The organism is Nitrospira sp., assembly GCA_024760525.1.
Lineage (GTDB): Bacteria > Nitrospirota > Nitrospiria > Nitrospirales > Nitrospiraceae > Nitrospira_D.
Genome location: CP060499.1, coordinates 3630907 through 3648501, shown reverse-complemented (window position 1 = coordinate 3648501; position 17595 = coordinate 3630907). Strand labels below are relative to the sequence as shown.

Sequence of the window (17595 nt, the reverse complement as noted above, 5' to 3'; positions counted from 1 at the left end):
ATAACGAGACGACATGATCGCCTTTCTCACGGGGCGGTTGGCATTCAAGGCACCTACCCACCTCACGCTTGATGTGCACGGGGTTGGATATGAAGTTCATATCCCTCTCAGCACCTATTATGCCCTCCCGAATCTCGACGAAGTGACCGCGCTGAATATTCATACGCATCTCCGTGAAGATGCGATTCAGTTGTTCGGCTTTCTCTCACACGGTGAGAAGGAATCGTTTTTGCTGCTGACCAGCGTATCGGGCATCGGTCCAAAACTCGCCCTCAGTGTCCTGTCCAGCTTATCGGTTACGGATCTGGTTCACGCCATCCAGACCGAGGATGTCGAAAAGCTTGCCACTGTTCCGGGTATCGGGAAGAAATCGGCAGGCCGTATTGCGCTCGAACTAAAGGACAAGGCAGGCAAGATCAGTGGGGCACACCCCAGAACCACGGCAGCTGAAGCCCCCTTGGTGGATGGGCCTTATGAGGATGCGCTCTCCGCTCTGATAAACTTGGGATATCGTGCCCAGGATGTCAGAGAAGCCTTGAATCGCGTGATGAAGGCGACGACAGGTTCGCTCGCGCTGAAGGAGCTCATCCGCGAAGGTCTCAAGGAACTTGCAAGGGGGTAGGACAATGCCATTCACCATTAAGAATGCCGCCAACCTTTTTATGTACAGTGTGTTTATCGGAGCGGCCCTGGCCGCCACGTTTCCAGCCAGCAGCGTCGCGCAGGAGGGTGCGGAGCCGAAAAGCACCAGAATGACCTGCGGAACGTGTCCGGACGGGTATGCGACGACCGGTGTTACGCAATCACCAGAAATTTGCAAAGAGGGTGACCCAACCCTCGTACAGTGTGTGCCGCTTGGGGTCAACATGCTGGGAGTGTGTGGGGGATGTCCCGAAGGTTATGCAGAAATAGGCAGTTCCTCAGTTCCTGCGCGATGCGGGAGTAAAGATGGTGGCCGGCTGACCCAATGCCAGTTGCGGAAGATGGAGACAAACTTGCCTGACCCGGGGCAAGGCTACAAAACGTGTCCCCCGGATTGCGGCAGCACGGCAAAGCCTGGACAGGGCGCGCTGCCCCCTCCCCCGAAGTATCAACAAATGCAGGAGAACAAAGAGAAATGAGTGTTGCGCCATGACTGAACGACTCGTGACCAATTGCGCGACAGATGAAGAGCGAGGTCTGGAGAATGTGCTCCGTCCTCAAACGCTCAATGAATATGTCGGTCAGGAGAAAATGAAGGAGTCGCTGCGGATCTGTATCGAAGCGGCCAAGCAGCGGCGGGAGGCGCTCGACCATGCCATTTTCTACGGACCGCCAGGCCTCGGCAAAACGACCATCGCTCACATTATCGCCAAAGAAATGGGGGCGGCATTGCGGTCGACATCGGGGCTGGTTCTCACCCATGCCGGTGATCTGGCGGCGATTCTGACCAATCTCCAAGAACATGATGTGCTGTTTATCGATGAAATTCATCGTCTGCCCGCATCGGTGGAGGAAGCGCTGTATCCGGCCATGGAGGACTTTCAACTGGATCTGGTCATCGGCCAAGGACCTGCAACAAGGACGGTCAAGCTTGATCTCCCGCAATTCACACTCGTGGGGGCGACGACGCGGGCCGGGTCTTTAACCTCTCCCTTGCGGGACCGGTTCGGTTTGGTCTATCGGCTGGAATTCTATGGACCATCCGAGCTGGAGGCCATTGTGACCAGATCTGCCGGAGTGTTGGGCGTCGGAATCGACCGGGAGGGGGCCGCGGAGATATCGCGCCGGGCTCGTGGAACGCCGCGGATTGTGAACCGGCTGATTAAGCGCATCAGAGACTATGCCCAAATCAAAGCGAGCGGGCATATTACCGAGCAAGTCGCCAAAGAGGGGCTGGCCTGGGTGGGAATCGATGAAGCCGGATTCGACGATATGGACCGCAAGATCCTTCTAACGATCATCGAGAAGTTCAATGGCGGACCCGTGGGTGTTGAATCCCTGGCAGCAGCGGTTCAGGAAGATAAAGGCACGATCGAAGACGTATACGAGCCCTATCTGATCCAAGCCGGATTTTTGGACCGCACCGGACGTGGTCGACAGGTCACACGGTTGGCCTATGACCACTTTAAACGATCGTCTCCCTTGCTGATGTAACGGCAGGCTCCGCCCTCCTGATCTTCTAGCGCTGTCCTTGCAATAGATTCCGCCGTTCCTGTAAAATCCTCCACTTGTCTATATGATCCCCCTTCCCTCACGGGGATGACGCAGTCCTCCCGAATTCGGTGCCCGAGGCTAGGCTCATCATGCCAAGAGACATGTCTGAATACCGTAAAGAAATCGATAGGATCGATGACGAAATCATTCGGATGCTCAACGAACGGTCGAGGAGCGTGATCGAAATCGGAAAGCTCAAGAAAGAAAAGGATGCCGAAGCCAACCTGCATACCGCCGGCCGAGAGGCTGAAATCATCGAGCGACTCACGAAGCTGAATACAGGTCCTTTTCCCAGTGACGCCATCCGATCCGTGTATCGCGAAATCATGTCGGCGTCCTTGTCCTTGGAGGCACCCCAGAAAGTAGCTTATCTGGGGCCGAGGGCGACGTTTACCCACATGGCCTGTATGCAGAAGTTCGGCTCCTCCGTCCAGTATGTGCCTGTTCACAGCATCAAAGAGGTGTTCAGCGAGGTCGAGCGCAGTCGAGCCAATTTCGGGGTGGTGCCGATCGAAAACACGACGGAAGGTGTGGTGAATCACACCCTCGACATGTTTATCGATTCCAACTTGCTGATCTATGGGGAAATTCTTCAGGAAGTCTCCCATCACCTCCTCTCGAATTCCGGGCTTATCCAGGACGTGAAGAAAATCTATTCTCATCCGCATGCCCTTGCGCAATGTCGGAACTGGCTCGAGACAAATCTTCCACATGTTCCAGCAGTCGAAGTGGCCAGCACCGCCCGAGCCGCTGAATTGTGCATCGATGAACCGACGTCGGCTGCCATTGCATCGGAATTGGCCGGCCAACTCTACGGGCTGAAGGTGATCAGAGCCCGCATCGAAGATAACCTCAATAATTTTACGCGTTTTCTGGTCCTGTCGCAGAAGCCTTCAGAGAGGACAGGGAAAGATAAGACGTCGCTGATGTTATCCGTTAAGGATAAAGTCGGCGCGCTCTATGACTTGCTCCGTCCCTTTGCCTCTCACGGGATCAACATGACCAAGATCGAATCTCGCCCATCACAACGGAAAGCGTGGGAGTACATTTTTTTCGTGGATGTCGAGGGCCATATCAATGAGGAGCGGGTCAATCGAGCAGTAGAAGAAGTCAAAGGACGTTGCCTCTTCATGAAGATTTTGGGCTCCTATCCAATCCATAGCTGACCATGGCACTACAGGTTCATCCAGATATCCTCTCGCTCAGTCCGTACGTTCCCGGTAAACCGATCGATGAGCTACAACGGGAGCTTGGCCTCAGCCGCGTCATAAAGCTTGCCTCCAACGAGAATGCACTCGGGCCTTCACCAAAAGCATTGGCGGCGCTGAGCGGCGCGCAGGATATGCTGCATCGATATCCGGATGGAAGCGCGTATCAGCTCAGGCGGGCGATCGCAGATCGTTGGAAAGTGTCGGGAGAACAAGTCATCCTGGGAAACGGATCGGATGAGATCCTTGGGCTGTTAGCCAGGACGTTCTTGACGCCCGGTGACGAAGCGGTCATGGCCGATCACACATTCGTGATCTATAAAATGGAAGTCACGGCGGTCCATGGTAAGCCGGTGATCGTCCCTCTTGTCAATTGGACACATGACCTTGAGTCAATGGTACGGGCTATTACGCCCAGGACGCGATTGCTCTTTCTCTGCAATCCCAATAACCCCACCGGGACGATGGTATCGGCGGAAGCCGTCGATCGATTCATGGCCCGGGTGCCGGAAGATGTCATTGTCGTGTTCGACGAAGCGTACTTTGAGTATGTCCGCAATCCACGATTTCCCGATGCGATGGCCTTCGTGAAGCAGGGGCGGAACGCGATCGTCTTGAGGACATTCTCCAAAATATACGGGCTGGCTGGGTTACGGATTGGGTACGGGATCGGCACATCGGAGATCGTCGATTTTCTGAATAGAGTGCGGCCTCCGTTCAATGCCAACAGTCTTGCGCAAAAAGCCGCACTGGCTGCATTGGGAGATGACGAGCATGTGGCCAGGAGTCGGGCGGTCAACGCGGCTGGGATGGAACAGATGGAACACGGGTTGCGCACACTGGGAGTGGCCGCGATCCCGAGCGAGACGAATTTTCTCTATTTTGATGCACAGCGGAATGGGAGACTGGTGTTCGAAGCGTTGCTGCGAGAGGGGATCATTGTGCGGCATATCGACGGAACGATGCTTCGTGTCACCATCGGTCAGCCCGACGAAAATGCGGCCTTCCTTCAAGCACTCAAAAAAGTGTTGGATGGGGGAGGGTAAGAAATAGTGAGGGAATCATGATCATCGTGTTGAAGCCGGAAGCGTCGGAAAGTGAAGTAGACCATATTATAGACCGACTGAGGGATCTCGGCTTGAAATCGCAAATATCCACCGGTCAGGAGCGCACGATTATCGGCGTCATTGGAGACGACCGAATCCTGCACAATCAACCTCTGACGGCGCTTCCTGGCGTGGAAAGCGTCTTGCCGATCCTTGCGCCCTGGAAACTGGTCAGTCGTGAGTTTAAGAAGGAAGCGACTATCATCGACGTCGGTGGCGTAAAAATCGGTGCTAAAAAGTTGGCCATCATGGCCGGGCCCTGTGCGGTCGAACGGCTTGAACTCACGGTGGGGATCGCACACGAAGTGAAAGCTGCCGGAGCCGCGATTCTTCGTGGCGGAGCCTATAAGCCCAGAACGTCGCCTTATTCCTTTCAAGGTTTAGGTCGTGAGGGGCTGGACTACTTGGTCGAAGCAAAAAAGCAAACCGGGCTGCCGGTCGTCAGTGAGATCCTGGACACCAGAGACATCGAACTCTTTCTTGAGAAGGCGGACATTATTCAGATCGGCGCTCGGAACATGCAGAATTTCGAGCTCCTGAAGGAAGTCGGTGCGTATGATAAGCCGGTGCTCCTGAAACGGGGCCTGTCGGCGACCATCAAAGAATTTCTCCTGTCGGCTGAGTACATCATGTCGCGTGGAAACCAGAATGTCATGCTGTGCGAGCGGGGCATTCGCACATTCGAAACGCAATATCGCAATACGCTGGATCTTGCGGCCATTCCTACGTTGAAGGAGCTTTCGCATTTGCCGGTCATTGTCGACCCTAGCCATGCCACCGGGAAGTGGGACCTTGTTGCTCCGATGTCGAAAGCCGCCGTTGCAGCCGGTGCTGATGGCCTCCTCATCGAAGTCCATTCGAACCCCGAATGTGCCCTGTGTGACGGTGAAGAGTCCATTAAGCCTTCAAAGTTCAAAGCCCTGATGGGCGACCTTAGGAATATTGCAAAGGCCGTGGGGAGAGAACTGTAGAGACACGATGGCGGTTCATTTCAGGCAAGTCGCGATCATTGGGGTGGGGTTGATCGGCGGATCGCTCGGCATGATCCTTCGGCGAAAAGCGTTGGCTGATCATGTTGTCGGCGTGGGCCGGCGTGTAGAGAATCTCAAGACCGCCGTTGCACTCGGGGCTATCGATCGGTACGTGGCCGATCCGCAAGAAGGTGTGCGCGGGTCGGATCTGGTGATCTTGGCGACGCCTGTCGATACCTATGAGCGTCACCTCCGTGAATGGGCCCATTGTCTCGCGCCCGGCGCAATAGTCAGCGATGTCGGCAGTGTGAAGGGCACCTTGGTCGAACGGTCCGAATCGGCCATGCCGATGGGTGTGCATTTCGTGGGGGCCCATCCCATTGCCGGGAAAGAAAAGACGGGAGTTGCGGCGGGGTCGGATCAGTTGTTCAAGGGCGCACGCTGTATTCTCACACCGACGAAACGAACTGATACCACGGCGCTGGAGCGAGTGAAGCAATTGTGGGAAGAGACCGGCTCGATTCTCTTGTCGATGGATCCGCATCTGCACGATCAAATACTAGGGGCGGTCAGTCACTTGCCCCATGTGGTGGCGTTCGCGTTGATGAATGCCCTGGCCGAGCTTCGGGATCAGCAGCTGCCTTCTTTGGATCTGGCCGGCCATTCCGGCGGCGGATTGCGCGACACGACGAGGATTGCCGCGAGTTCGCCGGAAATGTGGCGCGACATTTTCCTGTGGAATCGAGATAATGTGGTGTCCTATATCGACAGGTATGGACGGGCCTTGGACGAATTGAAACAACTGATCGAGGCTGGAGATGCAGCCGGAATAGAAAAAGTGCTTGAGCGGGCCAAAGGCGAGCGTGAAAAGCTGAACAGTTCCTCTTCGAGCAAATCATGACATCATTGACGATCACACCTGGCCGGCCACTTAGGGGAACGACGACAGTTCCCGGTGATAAGTCGCTCACCCATCGGGCCATCATCCTCACCGCATTGGCGGAAGGAACGAGCACGGTCTCGGGCTATTGCCAGGGCGAAGATTGTTTGAACACGATGAGGGCGTTTCAGGCGCTCGGAATTCCTATCAGACAGACTCCGACCGAATTGGCGGTCCATGGGAAGGGGTTTTGGGGGTTATCCGAACCAAACGCTCCGATCGATTGTGGAAACTCAGGAACCGGTATTCGTCTGCTCACGGGCCTCCTGTCCGGGCAAGATTTTTTCTCAGTTCTCACCGGCGACGAATCGATTCGACGCCGTCCTATGGGACGAGTTGTCAAGCCATTGCGCGAAATGGGGGCGGTCATCGGAGGCCGTAAAGGTGGGGAATTGGCTCCACTGGCGATCACAGGGTCCGGTCTTCGCGGTATTGAATACACTTCAGCGGTGGCCAGCGCGCAAATCAAGTCGTCGCTGCTTCTTGCCGGCCTCTTCGCTCAAGGAAAGACGCGTTATAGAGAGCCGAGCTTGTCGCGAGATCATACTGAACGGATGTTTCAATTCTTTGGCATTCCGCTCACGAGAGAAGAAGGGGGTCTTGTCTTGCAGGGCCGGCCTTCGATCGGATGGCGAGGTGTTCAGATCACCATTCCGGGGGATTTCTCTGCCGCCGCGTTCTTCATCGTGGGCGCAACGATCGTCCAGGGATCGGACATCGTCATTCGCAATGTTGGCATGAATCCGACCAGGACCGGCCTGATCGAAGTCATGAGAAAAATGGGGGCCGATATTCAGGTTCTGGGTCAGCGAGAGGAGGCCGGCGAACCGGTGGGAGATCTTCGTGTGAGGTCCGCTCCACTGAAAGGCGTGACGATCGGTCCCGACCTCATTCCGAAAACAATCGATGAATTTCCCGTGCTGTGCGTGGCTGCGGCTGTGGCGGATGGGGACACGGTGATTTCCGGCGCGGAGGAGCTGCGGGTCAAAGAGAGTGATCGTATTGCAACCATGAGCGGCGAATTGAAGGCCATGGGGGCTCTCATCGAGGAACGCCCGGACGGCATGATCATCAAAGGGTTGGGCCGAAGTAGAGAGAATGGCCGACTGAAGGCGGCGAGCAATGCCCAGAGTCATGGAGACCATCGTGTGGCCATGTCTCTCGCCATTGGCGGGCTCACGGCGGAACAACACATGTCCATTGCCGACACGGGTTGTGTGGATACGTCCTTCCCCAATTTTGAGGGGTCGCTCGCGCAACTGTTGGCGGGTTCTGTGTAAACAGACGGCTGTGGCTGAAGAGTTTGAAATGGAGACGCATTGAGTGGTTATCGCAATTGATGGACCTGCCGGAGTGGGCAAGAGTACAGTGGCCAAGTTGTTGGCGACTCGCCTTGGGTATCTCTATCTTGATACCGGGGCATTGTACCGAGCCGTCGCATGGAAAACCTTGCAGTCAAACACACATCCGACTGATCATGAACAAGTGGTAAAGCTGTTGCAGACGACCTCGATTCATATGCAATTTCAAAGAGGCTCGATGCAGGTCTTGGTCGATGGCATCGACGTCACGGGCGAACTCCGTGCGCCCGACGTGACATCTGCCGCATCCATCGTGTCTGCCATTCCGGCAGTTCGCGAATGGCTGCTGCCGATCCAGCGTCAAATCGGTCAGCGAGGCTCGGTCGTCGCGGAAGGGCGCGATGTCGGCACAAAGGTCTTTCCCGCGGCTCCGTTCAAGTTCTTCTTGGAAGCGGACGCCAGTATACGAGTCGCAAGACGGCACCGTGAGCTGGTGGCTGCGGGACGCGGCGGGGCGATTGAAACGACGTTTCAGGATTTGTCTGACCGGGATCGGCGCGATAGGACCCGTTCGATCGACCCATTAATTCCAGCGGCTGACGCGAAATCGATTGATACCTCCACCCTCAGTCCCGAACAGGTGGTGGAACAGATGATCGCGGCTGTGTCGACCGGGTCGTGAGCGGGATCGTCTACGGATTCTTGTGGGTTTTGGCACGGGTTGTCGGGTGGATCTGTTTTCGGTATCGGGTGGAAGGACAGATCCCTCGCACCGGCGGCGTACTGATCGCCGCAAACCATGCCAGCTACCTCGATATCCCGCTACTCGGCTGTGGGATGACTCGGAGGGCTTGGTATCTGGGACGGAATGACTTGTTCCCGATCCCGGTATTGAACAGGATTTTGCAGTCATTGGGCTGGATTCCTGTGCGACTTGGGCGTCTCGACCGAGAGGCGTTCGGAAAAGCGATCAACCTGATTCGATCAGGTCAGGTGGTGGTCATTTTCCCGGAAGGTGGGCGAAGCCATGATGGTCACCTCCGTCCGCCGAAGGCCGGGATTGGAGTGATTGTGTCGCAGACGGGGTGCCCGGTCGTCCCGGCATATCTGAAGGGGACCTTCGATGTGTTGCCCACCGGGGCTCGGTGGCCTCGATGGCGCCAGGTCAGGGTGCGATTTGGGGAGCCCATCATGTTCGAAACAGGGGCTCGGAAAGAAAGGGCGGAAACAAAACAGTTTTATCAACAGGTCAGCCGTACGGTGATCGAACAAATTGCAGCCTTGGGTCAAGTTCCCGTTCCAAGGGGAAAGGATGACCCAGCTCCGGAAACACCGAACAGGCCGACCGCCGGGGTTCACAACGCTGAGTGAACCCGGCGCCTTCACCATCAGCACCCGACGAAGGTCGGAAGAGTAGGATGTGTATATGGGTACGGTATCCAACAGCAGTGACGCTCAGTTAGACCGCAATGCCTTGGCCGCGTTGTATGAGGAAACATTTCGCAACCTGGAAGAAGGCACGATTACAGAAGGCCGTGTGGTGGCACTCACCAAGGACAAAGTGATCGTCGATATCGGCTACAAATCGGAGGGGATGATCCCGAGTGACCAGTTCTCATCCGAGGAACTTCAGAACCTCAAGATCGGTGATCGTCTCCAAGTCTATATCGAAGAATGTGAAGATGCGGACGGGAATCTAGTTCTTTCCAAGGAAAAAGCGGACAAGATGAAGATTTGGGAAGAACTTGAGAAACTCTACAAGGATGAGAAGAGCATCGAAGGGAAGATTGTCTCGCGCATTAAGGGCGGCATGATGGTTGATATCGGTGTCAAGGCGTTCTTGCCGGGCTCGCAGATTGATCTCCATCCTGTTCGGGACCTGGATGGGCTCGTTGGAAAGACCTTTCCCCTCAAGATCATCAAGATCAACCACAGGCGGGGTAACGTCGTCGTATCCCGGCGCGTATTGCTGGAAGAAACACGGGATAAGAAACGACAGACGACTCTGGCCAATCTCAAAGAAGGTCAACTGATTCAGGGGACGGTCAAGAACATCACCGACTACGGATCCTTCATCGACCTCGGCGGGATCGACGGGTTGCTTCACATCACCGACATGTCTTGGGGGCGAGTGGGACATCCATCGGAACTGTTTACCGTGGGAGATAAGGTCGAAGTCACGGTCTTGAAATACGATCGTGAAACAGGCCGTATCTCTCTGGGGCTCAAGCAGAAGAGCGCGGATCCTTGGACCAATGTCGCCGGCAAGTATCCGATCGGCACCAGGGTCCGTGGCCGCGTGGTCAGCCTGACAGATTATGGAGCGTTTGTGGAACTCGAGCCGGGTGTGGAGGGACTGGTCCACGTTTCAGAAATGTCGTGGACACACGAAGTGCGGCATCCGTCGAGAGTCGTGTCGGTCGGCGATCAGGTCGAAGCGGCGGTGCTGAACATCGATCCGGCAAGCCGCAAGATTTCCTTGGGAATGAAACAGACGGCGCCCAATCCCTGGGATATGATCGAGAGTAAGTATCCGATCGGGACTCGCATTGAGGGCAAGGTGAAGAGTCTGACGGATTTCGGTGCCTTCGTCGGACTTGAAGAAGGGATCGACGGCCTCATCCATATTTCAGACATGTCGTGGACGAAACATATTAAACATCCTTCCGAGCTCTTCAAAAAAGGGCAAAAAGTCGAAGCGATGGTGTTACGCATCGACAAGGAGAAGGAGCGACTTTCATTGGGCTTCAAACAGTTGAGCCGTGACCCCTGGGATGAAGCGATCCCATCGAGATATCACGTCGGTGACTCGGTGACCGGCAAGGTGACGAAGGTCGCCGATTTTGGGATCTTCATCGAACTCGAGGGTGGAGTGGAAGGATTAATCCATGTCAGTGAATCCGGTCTTGAACCTTCCATGAAGCTCGAAGAAAAGTTTAAGTTGCAGGATGACGTCGCGGCAAAGATAATCAAGGTCGATCGAGAAGAGCGCAAGATCGCTCTCAGTCTTCGCGACCATCAACTGGACTGGGAACGCAAGCAGGTTGATGACTATCACTCGACACAGGGTGTGCTGGACCAAAGCCTCGGTCGGGCCGCCAAGCAGAGCCGGAAACGGTCACAAGCGGAAGATCAAAACTAGGTCGGTTTTCATAATGATGCAGGGCATGTGTAATGGCGGATGACGTGACACAGACCGAACGCCCTCCCAAGCGCCATGTGTTCCGCAAAGCCTTTTGGCTGTTCATGGCGGGGGTGGGGATTTTGGTCCTGATGAATGTGTTGTTCCCCGATCTCGACTTGTCCAGTGAGGATCGGATTGCATTGATTCGAGTCGAAGGCGTCATCTTGGATTCGCAAACGACTGTCGGAGAGCTGAAGCGATTCAGCGAAAACCCGTCCATCAAGGCCATCGTTCTCCGGATCGATACCCCGGGGGGCGGTGTGGTGCCGTCGCAAGAGATCTATGATGCGGTCAAGCGAGTTCGAAGCAAGAGTAACAAAGCCGTCATTGCCTCGATGGGCAGTGTCGCGGCATCGGGAGGGTACTACATCGCTGCCGCAACAGACCGGATTGTGGCCAATCCTGGGACGCTGACCGGGAGCATCGGCGTCATTATGGAAACCGCCAACGTGGAGGGATTGCTGCAGAAAATCGGCGTGGAAGGGGTCGTCATCAAGAGTGGAAAATATAAGGATGTGGGTTCTCCTCTGCGCAAGATGAGTGCGGAGGAGAGGGCCTTGCTGCAAGCCGTGATGGACGACGTGCATAAGCAATTTATCGAGGCTGTGGCTGAAGGCCGTTCGATGGAACTTCGGACTGCTCAGGCGTTGGCCGATGGCCGAATCTTTACCGGACGTCAGGCCAAGGACGCGAAACTGGTTGACGAACTTGGAGACCTTGAAGACGCCATTCAATTGGCTGCCGAGGTCGTCGGAATCGAAGGCGAACCCAAGGTTGTTGAACCACGACGCCGGTTCTCGCTGCGTGAGATTTTGGACTCGAAGCTCAGCACGATGTTTCCCAAATTGGATATTCAACCGGGCGTGAGTTTGAAGTATCTTATGGCCTTTTAGCGGTGTCGATGCGGGCTGGGTGTTCATCGAAGCGAAGGGAGAGTGGACATGACCAAGGCGCAGATCATCGAGCGGGTTTCTGAGCAGGTCACCACGTTGACCAAGCGACAGGCGGAAGTGGTCGTCAACACGATTTTCGATTGTGTCCGGGACTCGCTGAAAAACGGCGACAAAACGGAGATTCGGGGTTTCGGCAGCTTTCGTCTGCGAGCTCGTCGGATGAAGGAAGGGCGGAATCCAAAGACCGGGGAAACCGTAGCCGTACCGGCCAAACGGGTGCCGTTTTTCAAGGCCGGTAAAGAGCTGAAAGAATTGCTCAATCAATAGCGACAGTCTTCTTCAAGAAGGACTTATGTCGACATCAGATTTCTCTCAGTCCGCTGCCACGGAAATCCGCTGGACCGACGGCGCACTCAAACGGATGGAGCGGGCGCCCATATTTTTGCGCGGCATGGTTCGCCGTTTGGCCGAGAAGAAGGCCCGAGAACTCGGATATGGAGAAATTACGGAGGAGATCCTCGAACAGTTCAAGGGCCAGATGATGGGACGCATGGGAGGAGAAAGCGGGATGACGGCAGCCGCCGAAGAGATGGCCGGCGGGCGTCTCCCGTGGACCGCTACGGCGAAAGAACGATTGGCCACCGTGCCTGAGTTTATGCGGGCGATGATCAAGCAGATCGCGGAAGAGATTGCAAGAGAGCGCGGGCATCTCGAGGTGAACGTCGAGTTGTTCGAGAAGGTCGAGGCGCTTGGTGATGTTCAGGAGGTCGGCGGCCCCCCGATGGAATGGACTGCGGAAGCGGTGGAATTGCTCCAAGACAAGCTGAAACACTCGCCGCCCATCGCGTTGGATTTCGTGACCGACATGTTGAAGCGCGACACTGAGGATCTGGCCAGGGGGAAAAATCTGACTCGTATCGATGCATCGGCTTTACGGGATTTATGGGATACCCCGCAAGCTCGGGTTGGTTGGACCGATGAAGCTTGGAAACGTCTTCAAACATCCCCCGACTTCGTACGCAGTGGAATCAGAAAAGCCGCTGAACGGCGAGCCCGCAAGCTGGGCTTGAAGGAGATCGATTCCGACCATCTAACGGTCTTTCGGAATCAGGCGATGATGAAGGCCGTCAAACGTATCCGGTCATTCGGGTACCAGGAGTTGACGTTCGAGGCCTTTGATACAGCTCTTCAGAAAACCAAGCGCCTGCAAGGGAATGATCAGGCAGAGAAACGTCTCCAAGAGATTCGTGGCCACTTTGCCGACCCATCGACAAAGAAGCCTGAAGGAGGGACGCTCGGAGCCGACCTTATGGATCGTTTCCGCAAGTATCTCAAAGGCGAAGGCACACTCTGACCGCCGACACTTCCTGTCCCATCACATTCTGTGCGGCCATCGACAACAAACTATTCGATCGCGAAGTGGTCCGGTCAGTGGGTCTCCGCCTGCTGGGGCCAGAACTTGTGCCGGATCTGAGGGAGTGGTTCGTTATCGAAGTTGGGGATGTCGTAGAGACAACGATCGATCGTCGCGACTTCCTCTTCGGTCAGCGGTAACGTCACTTTTTTCTTCCAGAACTGATCAAGGGTAAAGTAGTCGGCGGACTGGGGTTTCTGAGCCAACAACTCCTGCATTTTTTTGAAGCCCGGCGTATCCACACCAGGGACGCGCCCCTTGTTCCGATCAAGACACCACATCAGAACTTCGGCGATCCCATACATCGTGATGTCGACATTCACTATAGTGCTCATGCTTATCCTCCTAAAATAGAACGCAGCATCATAGCGTAAGCGGATGCTGAAATTCAAAGGCTGATGTGTGAGCACAGCAGATTGCGAGGGAGAAGATCGCCTCTGTATACTGAGCTTTCTGGTACGGGTGCTCATAGGTCTTCTGGTCCTAACAACCTAAAATCGTGGGGATAGTGTGCTCGTGAGACGGAAACACCATGTGGAGAGGTTGATCGTCGGCATCGCTTTGCTGGGTCTCTTGGCCGGTGACGGCTTCTGGGGTTGCTCAAAGACAGACCCCTATACTCCACCGGATCCCTTCTATTACTTTGCCAGTTACAAAGTGGGCAAGAATCCGACAACGATTACCACCGGGGACCTGAATCAGGATTCATTCACCGATCTGATCACTACGAACATTGCAAGCAATAGCGTGTCCATTCTGTTGGGCAACGGTGACGGAACGTTTAAAGATCAGGTCCAACTCCATGTCTGCCAGGAACCGCGTGCCCTGGCAATGGGCGACTTCAACGAAGACGGGCATGCCGATGTTGCCTTGGCTTGCTCCGGCGGCGATGAAATCTCGCTCTTACTCGGCCATGGAGATGGAAAGTTTGAAGAGGGTCAACGGTACCCGGTCCATCGCACACCGATCGCGCTAGCCACGGACGACATCAATGGCGATCACCATGCTGATCTGGTGGTCGCGCTGCGTAACGACAAGATTAAGGTCTTCCTGGGCAATGGAAGGGGTGAATTCCGGCATGGCGTTCAATATGAGTATGGAGACACGCCCACGTCGGTGGCTTTGTCGGATCTCAACGGCGACGGGAGACTGGATTTAGTCGTCACGAATGGAGGCCCTATGTCGAACGCCGTCTCCATTTGGCTCGGCAATGGCGACGGATCATTTCGCGATCCCAAAGACTATCCCACTGGACACCGACCCCTCGGTGTGAGCTTTGCCGATTTCAATAACGATCAGCATAGCGACCTCTTGGTCATCAATGGAGAGAAGGACAGCTTCACCACGTTTCTCGGCAACGGCAATGCGACATTTCGGCCAGGCAAAGATTCGGGTGCCGACGCCGGACCCAACTTCGGCTTGGCGAGGGACTTTAATGGCGATCATTTAGTGGATGTCGCCATCGTCAACCTTCAATCAAATGACCTGTCCATCTTGTTCGGAAAAGGCGACGGGACTTTTCATTACCCTCCGAGAAACTACCGGACGAAGTCCGGCCCGTTCGCTCTGTCATCCTTTCGGGTCACGACGAGCGGGGCGGAGGAACCGGGGTTGGCCATTGCCGACAACGGAAGCGGTAGTGTCTCCATCTTCCTTCACCACGGTCTCAAACCGATTGCAAAGTCGGAGGCAAAAGAGTAGTGGGGCGACCGATCGGCATCTATTCTTGACAGCCCGGGAGCCCTTCGCTAGAGTGACCGTTGGGCAAAACCACGCAAGATTTACGAGCCTAACGATGGCACTTCGATCCTTCGCATGGTGGTTCATGATTGGGGCCTTAATGACCCTCTCTGTCTTGATGGTGCAGGGCGGGGTTCGCGATTTATGGGAGGGGACTCAGCCGGCTGGAGGCACAAATGTGTTCGTGTATTTTGGCACGACTCTCATCGGTGGGGGATTGCTCGCCGGGTGTGTCGCGTTAATCATGAATCGCCTTCGGTAGTCGCAGAGAGCGGGACATGTATGCAATGCCTCAAGTGCAGAGGGTTCATGATGGTGGAGCGGCACTATACCCTGATCAACAGGAGAATATACGCCCGCTGCCTAAATTGCGGGTTTTGGATTGATTTAGCCGATCTCCTCAGATTTTTTCATAAAGTTCTTGATAGTGGGCGGAAAGGTGATAAAGTGCGCGAATCGTTCATTTTCTAAGAGAGGCGGTCGTTTTTGGATCAGAAGGACCCCATCCGACCTGACCCTCGTTTGCGGAACTGGGGCCGAACTCTCTGGTGCCTGAATCTCCTCGCGGCATTCTCTCTCCCGTTGATCGGATTCTCGATTTATCCTGCCTCTGCGATGGAGGCGCATTCCAAGAGCCAGGTCATCCACACCGTCAGCTATGTTCCGCAACCTCTCCCCTGGAAGCGAGTTCCTGCGCACAGTATTCTTTTGAAGGAATTGCGGTCAGGCCGTGTGCTGTTCGAGCACGAGACTGAGAAACGTCTGTCTCCTGCCAGTCTGACCAAGATCATGTCGGCTCTGGTCATTCTGGAGAAAGGCCGCCTCGATGATCTGGCAACTGTGAGCAAGAATGCCGCACGGGCTCCGAAGACTCATCTGCGTCTAAGAGTCGGCGAAGTGTTTCGTCTTGGGGATTTGTTGAAGGCCATGATGATGGTTTCGGCCAATGACGCCTGCCTGGCGGCCGTTGAGCATGTCGGAGGCGACGAAGAGCAATTTGTGATGTTGATGAATGCGAAAGCAGGTGCCCTCGGTTTATCCGATACGCATTTCAGTAACGGCTGCGGCTTTGACAGTCCCGATCACTATTCGACGGCGGAAGATCTTGCGAAACTCAGCGAGGTAGCGATGCAGAACGCCGTGTTCCGAGAGCTGGTGAGAGAAGAGCGGGAAATTATCACGCCCGTCAGTGGGTACCGTGCATATGTCCTTCATAATACGAATCGCCTGCTTGGTCGCGTTCCCGGTGTAGAAGGGGTGAAGACGGGATTCACATCCAAAGCCGGCAGATGTCTCATTGCCAAAGTCTCTCAAAACGGCAGCGACTTGCTGCTCGTCATTCTGAACTCGAACCGCCGGTGGAATACCGCCAAAAGCCTGATCGACTACGGTCTTCGTATGACCAGTCCCATCCAATAGCCTCCTTCGTGGGTCCTTACGGCATGACCCATTTCCGGGCTGCCCTACTCATACGCGAGTAGCGCAGAAATCATGTGAGCAGGCTGCATGCGACCGATTGTTCCTTGAGTCAAGTCCCTGGTCGGCGATGGGGATCAACGGAAGGAAAAGGACTAATGCGGCTGGGCAAACTCGATGTTGATGTCTTTCCCCAGATAGTTCACCTGGAAGCCTTGTCTATCATAGGCCAGGACCGCGCCCATCACGTTTTCATCGCCATACTCTTCCTTGCCCAGTAACTTTCGAATGTCTTCCGGGCTTTCGCTGGTGAGCACGTTTCGAAAGATGCCCCGTGTTTTGTGGGCGAACCGATTATTGATGAAGAGCAGATCGACCTTGCCATCCTGAATGCGAACCCCCGCCATCGGGCCGGTTGGTTTGCGTTGGTCAAGCAGGAAGATGAATGCGGCCTCCTGTTCGGCCTTGATGCCAGAAATCTTTTCATTCACGAGGGTCTCGATGGCTTTGGTTTCGGAGTCGCCGAGTTTAACCCCGAAGAGCGAAATGTCGGCGCTCGAAATAGTCTTTGATTCCATGACATCGTTCTTACTCAATTCATACGGGTCGGCATGCGCTGAGCCCAGCGCAAGAAGAAGAGCCGAAAACAGGATGGTTGACAATCGCGCGGCGCTCTCCATGGCTTGCTCGTTTCGTTCTTTCTGAGATCAGCGAATGGCCTGAGTGGTCGTGCCCGGTAGGCTTCTACACAACATGGGCTTCATTGTAGCCAAGCGGAATCTAACCTGCAAGGAACGGCACGTAGAAAAGACGGCTGGACATCGTCCGGTGAAGGGACATCTGTCGGTGCGTAAGAGTTATGATTGCCGCTCTGTCGCCAGCAACATCTCACCGAGCCGACGAAGCCGGAGAAAGTACGGCTGACAATCACCGTCCAATTCCCCGGTCAGATCGTCCAGGTCGCCCAAACAATCCTTCACAATGGCAAGCCGTTGATGATCGAGACCCTCGGAACTGTCTAGGTAGTAGACCACACAGCCGCTGATGACGGTGTCGAGCGTCATCAATTGCCCCTCGTGTGGGCTTGAAAACTGAGGCCATCCGTTGGCGCAATGTTGTTCCCACGCGGTGGCGATCATAGTCCGAGTCATGAGGTGCCTCTTCGCTTCTCCGGCATGTGACGAGGAATCACCCTAGCGCAGGAAGAAGTCGCGGAGCAAGTGTCT

Annotated in this window: 19 protein-coding genes and 1 pseudogene; 17 read left to right on the top strand and 3 right to left on the bottom strand. The window is 55.2% G+C overall.

What is annotated here, in order from left to right; genetic code table 11:
* Positions 1-13: 13 nt before the first annotated feature.
* The 14 genes and pseudogenes from ruvA to H8K04_17080 all read left to right on the top strand — a co-directional run bounded on the left by ruvA (position 14) and on the right by H8K04_17080 (position 13153).
* On the top strand, positions 14-622 hold the full coding sequence (gene ruvA / locus H8K04_17145) for a Holliday junction branch migration protein RuvA (GenBank protein ID UVT15511.1): 609 nt from the start codon (positions 14-16) through the stop codon (positions 620-622).
* Positions 623-626: 4 nt separating this feature from the next.
* Positions 627-1121 carry a hypothetical protein gene (locus H8K04_17140; GenBank protein ID UVT15510.1) on the top strand — a complete coding sequence of 165 codons (495 nt, stop codon included), beginning with the start codon at positions 627-629 and terminating at the stop codon, positions 1119-1121.
* Between the two features lie 10 nt (positions 1122-1131).
* Positions 1132-2136 carry a Holliday junction branch migration DNA helicase RuvB gene (gene ruvB, locus H8K04_17135; GenBank protein UVT15509.1) on the top strand — a complete coding sequence of 335 codons (1005 nt, stop codon included), beginning with the start codon at positions 1132-1134 and terminating at the stop codon, positions 2134-2136.
* Between the two features lie 149 nt (positions 2137-2285).
* Positions 2286-3362 (top strand): prephenate dehydratase, encoded by a 1077-nt coding sequence (pheA, locus tag H8K04_17130; protein UVT15508.1) that lies wholly within the window; start codon positions 2286-2288, stop codon positions 3360-3362.
* Positions 3363-3364: 2 nt separating this feature from the next.
* Positions 3365-4450, top strand: a complete 1086-nt coding sequence (locus H8K04_17125; GenBank protein ID UVT15507.1) for a histidinol-phosphate transaminase — start codon at positions 3365-3367, stop codon at positions 4448-4450.
* Positions 4451-4467: 17 nt separating this feature from the next.
* Positions 4468-5481, top strand: a complete 1014-nt coding sequence (gene aroF, locus H8K04_17120) for a 3-deoxy-7-phosphoheptulonate synthase (protein UVT15506.1) — start codon at positions 4468-4470, stop codon at positions 5479-5481.
* A gap of 7 nt (positions 5482-5488) precedes the next feature.
* The gene (locus H8K04_17115; GenBank protein ID UVT15505.1) at positions 5489-6382 is read left to right on the top strand and encodes a prephenate dehydrogenase/arogenate dehydrogenase family protein; all 894 of its coding nucleotides are present in this window, start codon (positions 5489-5491) and stop codon (positions 6380-6382) included.
* Complete coding sequence (gene aroA, locus H8K04_17110) at positions 6379-7701, top strand: 3-phosphoshikimate 1-carboxyvinyltransferase (GenBank protein ID UVT15504.1); 1323 nt, start codon at positions 6379-6381, stop codon at positions 7699-7701. The genes H8K04_17115 and aroA overlap by 4 nt, the downstream gene beginning before the upstream one ends.
* Before the next feature lie 28 nt (positions 7702-7729).
* A pseudogene (locus H8K04_17105) lies at positions 7730-8404 on the top strand ((d)CMP kinase).
* Positions 8401-9093: a 1-acyl-sn-glycerol-3-phosphate acyltransferase gene (locus tag H8K04_17100; GenBank protein ID UVT15503.1), complete on the top strand. Its 693-nt coding sequence runs from the start codon at positions 8401-8403 to the stop codon at positions 9091-9093. Before H8K04_17105 ends, H8K04_17100 begins: the two are co-directional and overlap by 4 nt.
* 55 nt (positions 9094-9148) lie before the next feature.
* Positions 9149-10864, top strand: a complete 1716-nt coding sequence (locus H8K04_17095; GenBank protein ID UVT15502.1) for a 30S ribosomal protein S1 — start codon at positions 9149-9151, stop codon at positions 10862-10864.
* A 32-nt stretch (positions 10865-10896) separates the two neighbouring features.
* On the top strand, positions 10897-11799 hold the full coding sequence (gene sppA / locus H8K04_17090; protein UVT15501.1) for a signal peptide peptidase SppA: 903 nt from the start codon (positions 10897-10899) through the stop codon (positions 11797-11799).
* A gap of 48 nt (positions 11800-11847) precedes the next feature.
* A complete protein-coding gene (locus H8K04_17085) occupies positions 11848-12126 on the top strand; it encodes an integration host factor subunit beta (protein UVT15500.1) in 279 nt (92 codons plus the stop codon).
* A gap of 25 nt (positions 12127-12151) precedes the next feature.
* Positions 12152-13153, top strand: a complete 1002-nt coding sequence (locus H8K04_17080; GenBank protein ID UVT15499.1) for a PCP reductase family protein — start codon at positions 12152-12154, stop codon at positions 13151-13153.
* Between the two features lie 74 nt (positions 13154-13227).
* On the opposite strand, the gene H8K04_17075 is transcribed toward H8K04_17080, so the two are convergent.
* Positions 13228-13548: a hypothetical protein gene (locus tag H8K04_17075; GenBank protein ID UVT15498.1), complete on the bottom strand. Its 321-nt coding sequence runs from the start codon at positions 13546-13548 to the stop codon at positions 13228-13230.
* 181 nt (positions 13549-13729) lie between these two features.
* Between H8K04_17075 and H8K04_17070 the strand changes: the two genes are divergently transcribed.
* From H8K04_17070 to H8K04_17060, 3 genes are all read left to right on the top strand, one after another.
* Positions 13730-14914 (top strand): VCBS repeat-containing protein, encoded by a 1185-nt coding sequence (locus tag H8K04_17070; GenBank protein ID UVT15497.1) that lies wholly within the window; start codon positions 13730-13732, stop codon positions 14912-14914.
* A gap of 94 nt (positions 14915-15008) precedes the next feature.
* Positions 15009-15215, top strand: coding sequence for a hypothetical protein (locus H8K04_17065; protein ID UVT15496.1), 207 nt, complete (start codon positions 15009-15011; stop codon positions 15213-15215).
* Positions 15216-15439: 224 nt separating this feature from the next.
* Positions 15440-16372, top strand: a complete 933-nt coding sequence (locus H8K04_17060) for a D-alanyl-D-alanine carboxypeptidase (protein ID UVT15495.1) — start codon at positions 15440-15442, stop codon at positions 16370-16372.
* 152 nt (positions 16373-16524) lie between these two features.
* Here H8K04_17060 and H8K04_17055 read toward each other — a convergent pair whose 3' ends face one another.
* The gene (locus tag H8K04_17055) at positions 16525-17049 is read right to left on the bottom strand and encodes a hypothetical protein (GenBank protein UVT15494.1); all 525 of its coding nucleotides are present in this window, start codon (positions 17047-17049) and stop codon (positions 16525-16527) included.
* A 177-nt stretch (positions 17050-17226) separates the two neighbouring features.
* Complete coding sequence (locus tag H8K04_17050) at positions 17227-17520, bottom strand: hypothetical protein (protein ID UVT15493.1); 294 nt, start codon at positions 17518-17520, stop codon at positions 17227-17229.
* Between the last annotated feature and the right edge of the window lie 75 nt (positions 17521-17595).

Coding starts and splice junctions, on each gene's coding strand:
- ruvA (UVT15511.1), top strand. CDS start 14: ATGATCGCCTTTCTCACGGGGCGGTTGGCATTCAAGGCACCTACCCAC.
- H8K04_17140 (UVT15510.1), top strand. CDS start 627: ATGCCATTCACCATTAAGAATGCCGCCAACCTTTTTATGTACAGTGTG.
- ruvB (UVT15509.1), top strand. CDS start 1,132: ATGACTGAACGACTCGTGACCAATTGCGCGACAGATGAAGAGCGAGGT.
- pheA (UVT15508.1), top strand. CDS start 2,286: ATGCCAAGAGACATGTCTGAATACCGTAAAGAAATCGATAGGATCGAT.
- H8K04_17125 (UVT15507.1), top strand. CDS start 3,365: ATGGCACTACAGGTTCATCCAGATATCCTCTCGCTCAGTCCGTACGTT.
- aroF (UVT15506.1), top strand. CDS start 4,468: ATGATCATCGTGTTGAAGCCGGAAGCGTCGGAAAGTGAAGTAGACCAT.
- H8K04_17115 (UVT15505.1), top strand. CDS start 5,489: ATGGCGGTTCATTTCAGGCAAGTCGCGATCATTGGGGTGGGGTTGATC.
- aroA (UVT15504.1), top strand. CDS start 6,379: ATGACATCATTGACGATCACACCTGGCCGGCCACTTAGGGGAACGACG.
- H8K04_17095 (UVT15502.1), top strand. CDS start 9,149: ATGGGTACGGTATCCAACAGCAGTGACGCTCAGTTAGACCGCAATGCC.
- sppA (UVT15501.1), top strand. CDS start 10,897: ATGGCGGATGACGTGACACAGACCGAACGCCCTCCCAAGCGCCATGTG.
- H8K04_17085 (UVT15500.1), top strand. CDS start 11,848: ATGACCAAGGCGCAGATCATCGAGCGGGTTTCTGAGCAGGTCACCACG.
- H8K04_17080 (UVT15499.1), top strand. CDS start 12,152: ATGTCGACATCAGATTTCTCTCAGTCCGCTGCCACGGAAATCCGCTGG.
- H8K04_17075 (UVT15498.1), bottom strand. CDS start 13,548: ATGAGCACTATAGTGAATGTCGACATCACGATGTATGGGATCGCCGAA.
- H8K04_17065 (UVT15496.1), top strand. CDS start 15,009: ATGGCACTTCGATCCTTCGCATGGTGGTTCATGATTGGGGCCTTAATG.
- H8K04_17055 (UVT15494.1), bottom strand. CDS start 17,049: ATGGAGAGCGCCGCGCGATTGTCAACCATCCTGTTTTCGGCTCTTCTT.
- H8K04_17050 (UVT15493.1), bottom strand. CDS start 17,520: ATGACTCGGACTATGATCGCCACCGCGTGGGAACAACATTGCGCCAAC.